Origin of the sequence: Candidatus Enterovibrio escicola (assembly GCF_002464935.1) — a bacterium.
In the GTDB taxonomy this organism is placed as follows: Bacteria; Pseudomonadota; Gammaproteobacteria; order Enterobacterales; family Vibrionaceae; genus Enterovibrio; species Enterovibrio escicola.
In genome coordinates, this window is the sequence record NZ_CM008328.1 from 1 (window position 1) to 7,624 (window position 7,624).

Consider the following 7,624-nt stretch of genomic DNA (forward strand, 5'->3'; position numbering starts at 1 on the left):
GCGGTTTTAAAATACGAAAGCGAGCCTGGTCAACCATCGCGGGATTTGAATCACTGCGAATGTTGAACAAAGGCCAGTTTGATTTCTGGTTACGTCATGATGAGGGTAAAACTCTTGTTCGGGAGAGATACGCCTTCATGAATCGTCTATTCAATGTTGAGGTGATTTATCAGTAATCGTTAAGCCCATTACTGGGTAGATCTGCATCCTATAATTAGTTGCAACAGCCCCACATTTCAAACCGAACATTCTCGTAAACAAGCGACGATTGGTGACTGTTGAACATATTGATACGGAGAGCATTATCACGTGGATGTGAACACAATTAAACGGATTATTTTTCAATTATTTCCAGAATTAACTGGAAAATGGCATTTGCCACACTTCGCAAAAGTCATAGCTCTCCCAGAGCTACCTTCATCGGGGCAATTTTCGGATGAATTCTATCCGCGCTACGCAGCAAATGTTGCTCTTCTCGATGAAAGTGGACTAGAACGCGACGATGTGCCGATTTTCCAAGCAGTACCCCTCCCAGTTCCGGGAGTTGGTGAACATGCGGGGCGACTAGAACCCCCGGCAATAGGCTCAATAGTTGAAGTCGCATTTGCCTACGGCAATCCATCAAAACCATTCATCAGAATGGTTCTCGGGATTGGTTGGCATTTGCCCGCAATAAAAGCAGGAGAAAGTCGGTATCAACAACGAATGGGTGTCTGCAAATTAGTAGACGAAGAAGGCGGTTTCCGCGATATAACCGACCAACTAGCGTTATTACGCTGCAGGATCCGCGAAGTGCGTGCTGATGAAGAACAAGACTACAGGTCGCCGAAAAGTTGGTTTGGCTCGGAAACGGAAAACATATTTAAATTAATAAGTGAGCTAACAGAAATTGTCTCTAACTTGTCGATCGCGTGCTCGAGTCACACGCACCCTTATGCCCGGACAGATCCAGCTGGATCGGGCAAAACAAGTGTATCTGACAAAGCAAATACTCAATCAAGTTACAGCAAACTAGCGACGGCGTTAAAAAGCCGATTAGATTCAATCACGAAATTATAGGAGCCGCCAAGTCGATTCTAAGGGGTTTTCTTGTTCTTTTTGTGTTGCGCTCTTGATTTAATAAGAGAATTCAGCACAGCGCTTTTGGCGAGAAGTATCAAATTAGCAACGATTGGTAACTATAGTTATTAATTACTTCTCTTAATTACTAACCTGAAATGGACAACATAAAAATATGCTCAACACGGAGAACAGCAAGATAAACCCACCTAGGGTCACTTTTCCAGCTATGGATTAAGCAGAGAAGCCACTGTTACCTGCTTTTAATTGCCTAACACCATATTTTTTAGCACATTCTTAACCTATTGATTTTTAATGGTTTAAATTAAGCGAAAAAATAGGGTTTTTTCGCTTAATTTCATCCCAGCTCTTTAAAAATAAGAGTTACAGCTATATTATCTACCCTTCACTGCCGCACAGGCAGCTTAGAAACAAAACGCTTTTGATAAGGGGAATCAATGAAACTTCACTGCCAACTATAATTATTAATTACATCTTTTAATTATTTTTCTTAATTACTTCATTACAAAGCTTAACGAACAATTCTCGACTAGAGCGCGCTCCCTCTAATTTTATAGCAGCTTTGATTGTTGCATGTTCGTGTGCATTAATTTTCATCGCATGAAGCCCGCTGCGCTGGTTGTTTGCACCATTCCGTGTGCGGGTAACGTACCCTAAAACATCTTCTATCTCCTGAAGTTCATCAACTTCCGCTTTGTCTTTCTGCCAAGATTCTCTGTATTTTTTCAAGTGATTTCGCTTGTACTCATTGTTTTTTTTACGTCGTTCTTCCCCAAAAGCCGCCCTCGCTTCTGACAACGTCACAAGCTGCTCACGATCTCGTGAAGAATTATTTTTTTTAGCATCTTTTGTTTTAAATAGACTCATGTGAAAACTTCTTTTAAAAAAGTGCTTATCTCGTTGCGTGTCCGCGCGCTTTGGCGTATATCTGCAAAATCATCAAGCACGGGCATAACCCAAGTTAATGTTATCACTTAGCCGTAAGACAAGTAGAGCCAAAAGCTCAACTCGCAGTACCCAGAGAAACGTCAAAAAAGAAGAGCTAGTGGCTTAGGCTGTTATCTTGGAAGCTAGGTACTTTAATGCCGAGTAGTTCACGACTTACTAAAACTGAGCGCTTAGCTTAATATACACCTGATCTTTACCTAATTGACTGTCTAATCCGTGATTATAGCCAATGAGTACAGGTAACTGATGAGAATAAAACCCTATTGTCTCAATTTGCACTTCAGCCCCAACCCCCGTCAGAGCTTGGTAACGTTGGTTATCCTTCCAGCTTGAACCTGAGTTGATAAATACTGAACCTGAAATAGCCCCAAAACCAATTGGCCACACATCCCAGTTCCGGTTAACGCGATAAATTAAGTGGCTTAACGTAATACTTTGTGTGGTGTAAGCTTGCCCCACTTGCACCCCATAGCTATACCCACGCAACGCTAGCTGATGGCGACCATACAGCTTAATTTTGTCTCCCTCATAACCCCCCCCAGTTTAAATGGTTTGGCTTTTGAATCCGCATAACCTGCCGCAAGGTGGGTGCTTAGACTGAAGCTCCCTGGAAGATTCCAATGTGCCATCCATTGAGCCTGCCATTTTTGTCCAGAGTAATTGCCGCCAACATTTTGCTCCCACACCAAATCGGCGTAATGACCCAATTTATCATCCCATTTCAGCGCAGTTCCCGCCAGCCACTCATCACTTGCTTGTGCAGAGCTCGTACCTTGAGGTGATTTAATCAGTGACTCTTTTTGCCAATAGGTTCCGACACCAAACGTTAGCTGATCGTCAATGCCATGCAATGAGTAATCACTTTTTAACGTTAAGTTATCTTGGCGAATAATTTGGTCTTCTTTATTGGTCAATGGGTTCAAGTTAAACTCATGCTCTCGGCTTAATATTGCTTGCAAGAGGTCTTCATACGCGTAACGTAATTGATACGACCCCAACGTATTTTTCGTGTTCCAAGCTGCTTGGATACCATACTGAAGACGCTCCAGATTATCTGAACCACTGATCCCAAAAATAACCAAAGATTGGTTATCAGAACTTTGCCAAGCGGAAGCCCAGTCTTGCCCCGTTAAAGTCGGAAGCGGTGAATCCTCAGTAATTTCACTTTTTTCTGTCGTGGAGATCGGAGCTGAAGAAGCTTCATTCACCGTAGCATACGATGAAAGCGAAACATCATTCAAAGCCGTCACTGCGTGAATATGACGCAAATGGTAGCCATCCTGCTCATAGGCTTGATAGATAAGCCCTTGCGATGCATTCCATTGAGGAGAAAAAGCCCCGCCAACTTCGTTGGTCAGTTGCTCTACCTGTAAACTGGTTAAGTCCATTCGGTAGATCTGATAGTGGCCATTGTAATCCGCACTAAACAGCAACTCTCCCTCTTTAATAAAACTCAGTTGATGTTCCGTTGCCGAAGTTTCGGTTACTGCCAACCAGCTCTGCTCTTTCTGTTTAAAACGCATGATATTCCATGCACTAAACGGCTGCTTAATGGATGCATAAATTTCACCTGTTGTTGATAGCACCATATCACCAATTATCCAGCCAAACGAACCTTGCCATAGGCGAGTTTGCTGTCCATCAAGTGTTACATTCCACAATTCAGGTAAACCTTGCTTATGGCGCGTTGCAAAAACGCTTTGCCCATCTAAGCTCCAACGCACTTGGGTAAAGCGCTGCTGCTCAGTTAAACTCTGCCACTGCCCATCAACATAGCGATAAAGATCATTGAACTTTTGTTTTTCCTGATTTTGGTTTTTTTGTGAGACGACAATGCCTTGTTGTGGATGAGTATCGAGGCTGGTTAATCCATTTATTGTCAATAAGTAATGCCATTGATTTTTCTCACTATCCCACATCGCTAAATGTCCACCGTCAACATAATTACTACGCCAAGCAAGCAGTTGATCTCATTCTCCATTGGCCAATAAGTATGCAAATGGCTGACTATCTAGAGATTGAGCACCCTAAGAGTGCTCCTTACTTTGCGCAATTTGATCTGAAAACTGCGTTATAAGATCGGTACGAAACTCTTCCCAAAGCGTGTCGCGCACTGCGGTTTAAGAAAAAACTCGGAATTAAATAACCACTGTAATCGGTTAAAAAGTGCTGGAGCGCTTCTTCACCATATGTTTTGGTTAAATAATCAATGAAATACGCACCGTAGAGATAAACCATACCAGAGGGTAGTAAAGAGTTATCCACCACCACTTGATTTACCTCTTGACTTAGATCAGCTAATTGACCGCTCGCCACTTCCATACGCATTTGCATAGCAGAGAAACTATCATAATAGCCTTGTTTGTCCATATAAACCGCCAACCCTTCTACTAAGAAGTCTGGAGTCAGTTCATGCAGGAACAACAGCAGTTGGCAGCCAGAAATATCACGTGCTCTAGTTACCGCACGGTCATTTAACTCCAAATGAACAATGTGTGTGTATTCATGGCGGATCAGCGTATCCAACCACTTATCGTTCCCTTCTGCATTAAGTATATTGCTAGGAGGATGTAAAGACAGAATAATGTTAGGAGAAAGCATCGGCGTTGCACTACTCTGATAAGAGTCCTCATCATCCTCCAGAATGAGATGAGTTTTGTCCGTTGGCATCTGTGAAAACTGACTGGCGAGATCTTGATACACTTTTTCTGCAATGTCTAAAGAATGCGCAGCGCGTTGCACCCAGTACACTACGAAAGTGTACGATAAAGTGTTGTGATTGTTGCATCAGCCACTGATGACCACCTTTGTTCAAAGCAACTGGCTCCTCGGCCAATATTGTAGGTGTATACATACCAAAATACATCATTAAACCCATAGTGGATAAAAGTATCCATTCAAATTTTTTGGAAATAACGCCTACCTCGATTGAAACGGCACTGTTGGTAAGAGGTATTTTTAAACTTCCCATTTTTAGATTAGAAGGCTTTCTCAATTTGGTTTTTACGTTGATGAATGTCCCGCTTAAATCCCCTACAGACACCTTCATTAGTAAGCGTTCGAAGAACGTAAGAGTGAGGTACCGAAGATTTGGAGTCAGTGTATTATATGCCTGATTTAATCAATAATGTCCCTTTAAACTCTACTTAATATCAGTAATGATTTCCCTTCATAATCAAAAAGATTAAGCCTACCAGCTTTTATTTCAGCGGTAGTAACAAGTAGAATGACATTCTCAACCAAATTTGCTTGACGCATCAATGCTTCAATACACATCATTTTTGTAGAGCCCACGCTTGCATGTATTAACTTAACTTTGTTACCTTCCACGCTATATTTCCCGAAGAAATTATTGCAACTATTATTACCCGTAACTTTATTATCCTCAGAAAAATTGAGAGTAGCATGACTACTATCAATAACTGGTAATCCCATTATATATTTCACCTCCCATGTTCCTAAAATAAAAGTTTGTATTCTCTGGTGATCAGATACGGCCTGACAGCTAGTTAATAGTAACGCAATAACACCACCCATAAATTGCCTCTTCATTTATTATCCCGTCTTTAAAAAAGAATCTTAAGATTTTCTCACTAATCAAATCAGGACTATAACGCATTAATCTAAGCCAGAGTAGGTCAACTAGCTAAGAAAAAAAGGCAGTGAAAACCGCAACAAGATACGTCAGAAAGTAGCCCGTCTACATTCAAAGATTGTCGATAGTCGATTAGACAACTTGTGCAAGTTGTCTCGCAAACTCATTAACGAAAACCAAGTTGTTTGTGTTGAATCGCTACAAGTGAAAAACATGATCCGCAATGTGCAATTAGCAAAACATATCGCTGATGCTAGTTGGGGTGAGTTCATTCGCCAACTTAAGTACAAAGCTAAATGGGCAGGGCGTACTAATCGCAGAGGTAGATCGCTTTTTTCCAAGCTCAAAGCATTGTAGCTGTTGTGGATTCATACATGAAGCAATGCCGTTGAATATCCGAGATTTGACTTGTCCAGAGTGTTCCACTCACCATGACCGCGGCATCAACGCAGCAAAGAATATAAGAACTGTCGGACTGGCAAGGTTCGTCTTGGGAGCGACTGGATCGGGGATAGCCTCATGAGTAAACACATTAACTGCGAGATGAAGTTTGCGCCAGAGATGCCACTTCTCCTTACCGTGTTTACGCCTTTTCCATTCGCTTTAGCCGTATACCTTTAGGTCTGTGGCATCAATAACAACGTGGGCGAAAGCTCCTCGACGCGGAAAACGGTACTTAACTTCTACGGTTTTAGAACGCTTACTAATGCAAGTGTATGTAGGGGATTTCGGTGGGACATTCATTAACGTAAGAACCGAATTGAGAAAACCTTTTAATCCACGAAGTGGGAGCTTGAAAATACCTTTCACCATCAGTGCCGTTTCAATCGCGGTATCCAAAAAGTGACTGAGCCACGGTTTACTCATGCTTGATTATATTGTTTACAGTTGCTGATTTTGTGCTTGACTTTTCCCATCATCACCTCCAGCTTAACTCCATGATGGTCTGATCGTAGAAATTGCGGTTAATTCAGATATTTGGGAAACTAAGCCGGTAGAACCGCCTTAATCGGAGGGTCATTCCGACTATTGTGGATAAATCAATATAGGCTCTCAGAAAACATGGGAATAGGCACAATATCGAGGATAGAATAGCGACTAAAATGCCTGTAGATGCTTTTTTTGCGAGGTTTTACGGCTAAGTGATAAATACTCAATACTCGAAGTAACATGAGTTACAACCGAGTTATAAAATGGGTCTGGGGATTTCAATAGATCTCACTCATCAAAACCGTTAAGGAAATTACACTATGTCTTTAACACCACATCAAATAACGCTCATTTCACAAAGTTTTTACAAAGTTGAACCTATTTCAGAGAAGATCACCGAAATATTTTACAAAACGTTGTTCGCATACGAACCAACTGTTAAGTCGCTGTTTAAAGGTGACATGCAACAACAAGGTCGGAAACTGATGGTAATGTTACACACCGTGGTTAACAGTCTAAACAGGTTAGATAACCTCGTTCCGGTTTTGCAAGATCTAGCTAAACGTCATGTCGACTATGGCGTGAAGAAAACACATTACACCCCTGTCGGAAATGCGCTTATCCATACACTTCAAATTGGATTAGGGGATGATTTTACACCGGAAGTAAAGGCAGCGTGGATAGCAATCCTAGACATTATCGCCGACACCATGAAAGCGGAAATGGACTCCTAGGACATTATTCTTCCTTAAGGTAGGTTACTTAACGGTGCAGGAGGGAGCTTAATTGCTTTGTGGCAGATGCCCCAAATTACTTATCAAACCTAGTCATCTTGATGCTCGGCTTGATAAGCCAACGCCAGTAGCCAGAGTTACCAGCAACAAGCTTGATTGTATACGGCGTAATTGACCAAAAAAGAAGATTTCAAACAAATAGAAAGCCTTTTTCACGCGTTTCACGTGAAATTATTCCAAAATAAAAGATATCAACAATTATTAAGGGGAAACAATTAAAGAAAGAATTATTTATAGAGAGATTATTTGGCGGATATAGAGGGGGGTAGCAACGCCT

The 7,624-nt window shown here is 41.6% G+C and carries 7 protein-coding genes and 4 pseudogenes; 5 read left to right on the forward strand and 6 right to left on the reverse strand.

Annotated features, from left to right (window positions below; translation table 11 throughout):
• Positions 1-2: 2 nt before the first annotated feature.
• A pseudogene (locus BTN49_RS00525) lies at positions 3-176 on the forward strand (IS6 family transposase); the annotation flags it as partial.
• A 133-nt stretch (positions 177-309) separates the two neighbouring features.
• A complete protein-coding gene (locus BTN49_RS00530; RefSeq protein WP_097355589.1) occupies positions 310-1,059 on the forward strand; it encodes a hypothetical protein in 750 nt (249 codons plus the stop codon).
• A 498-nt stretch (positions 1,060-1,557) separates the two neighbouring features.
• Here the strand turns inward: BTN49_RS00530 and BTN49_RS00535 are convergent, their stop codons facing one another.
• The 4 genes from BTN49_RS00535 to BTN49_RS16840 all read right to left on the reverse strand — a co-directional run bounded on the left by BTN49_RS00535 (position 1,558) and on the right by BTN49_RS16840 (position 4,779).
• A complete protein-coding gene (locus tag BTN49_RS00535) occupies positions 1,558-1,947 on the reverse strand; it encodes a hypothetical protein (RefSeq protein WP_097355590.1) in 390 nt (129 codons plus the stop codon).
• A 237-nt stretch (positions 1,948-2,184) separates the two neighbouring features.
• The gene (locus BTN49_RS16830) at positions 2,185-2,487 is read right to left on the reverse strand and encodes a hypothetical protein (protein ID WP_223823759.1); all 303 of its coding nucleotides are present in this window, start codon (positions 2,485-2,487) and stop codon (positions 2,185-2,187) included.
• Between the two features lie 29 nt (positions 2,488-2,516).
• The gene (locus BTN49_RS16835; protein ID WP_241896399.1) at positions 2,517-3,947 is read right to left on the reverse strand and encodes a TolB family protein; all 1,431 of its coding nucleotides are present in this window, start codon (positions 3,945-3,947) and stop codon (positions 2,517-2,519) included.
• A gap of 121 nt (positions 3,948-4,068) precedes the next feature.
• Complete coding sequence (locus BTN49_RS16840; RefSeq protein ID WP_223823761.1) at positions 4,069-4,779, reverse strand: hypothetical protein; 711 nt, start codon at positions 4,777-4,779, stop codon at positions 4,069-4,071.
• 173 nt (positions 4,780-4,952) lie between these two features.
• On the opposite strand from BTN49_RS16840, the pseudogene BTN49_RS13605 reads away from it, so the two are divergent.
• Positions 4,953-5,114: pseudogene (locus tag BTN49_RS13605) on the forward strand (transposase); the annotation flags it as partial.
• 49 nt (positions 5,115-5,163) lie between these two features.
• Here BTN49_RS13605 and BTN49_RS00550 read toward each other — a convergent pair.
• Positions 5,164-5,565, reverse strand: a complete 402-nt coding sequence (locus BTN49_RS00550) for an META domain-containing protein (RefSeq protein ID WP_158523530.1) — start codon at positions 5,563-5,565, stop codon at positions 5,164-5,166.
• 112 nt (positions 5,566-5,677) lie between these two features.
• Between BTN49_RS00550 and BTN49_RS00555 the strand changes: the two are divergent.
• Positions 5,678-6,146, forward strand: a pseudogene (locus tag BTN49_RS00555) (RNA-guided endonuclease TnpB family protein); the annotation flags it as partial.
• On the opposite strand, the pseudogene BTN49_RS00560 reads toward BTN49_RS00555, so the two are convergent.
• A pseudogene (locus tag BTN49_RS00560) lies at positions 6,086-6,540 on the reverse strand (transposase); the annotation flags it as partial. The pseudogenes BTN49_RS00555 and BTN49_RS00560 overlap by 61 nt on opposite strands.
• 333 nt (positions 6,541-6,873) lie before the next feature.
• Here BTN49_RS00560 and BTN49_RS00565 point away from each other — a divergent pair.
• Positions 6,874-7,287, forward strand: coding sequence for a globin family protein (locus BTN49_RS00565; protein ID WP_097355592.1), 414 nt, complete (start codon positions 6,874-6,876; stop codon positions 7,285-7,287).
• Positions 7,288-7,624 lie beyond the last annotated feature (337 nt).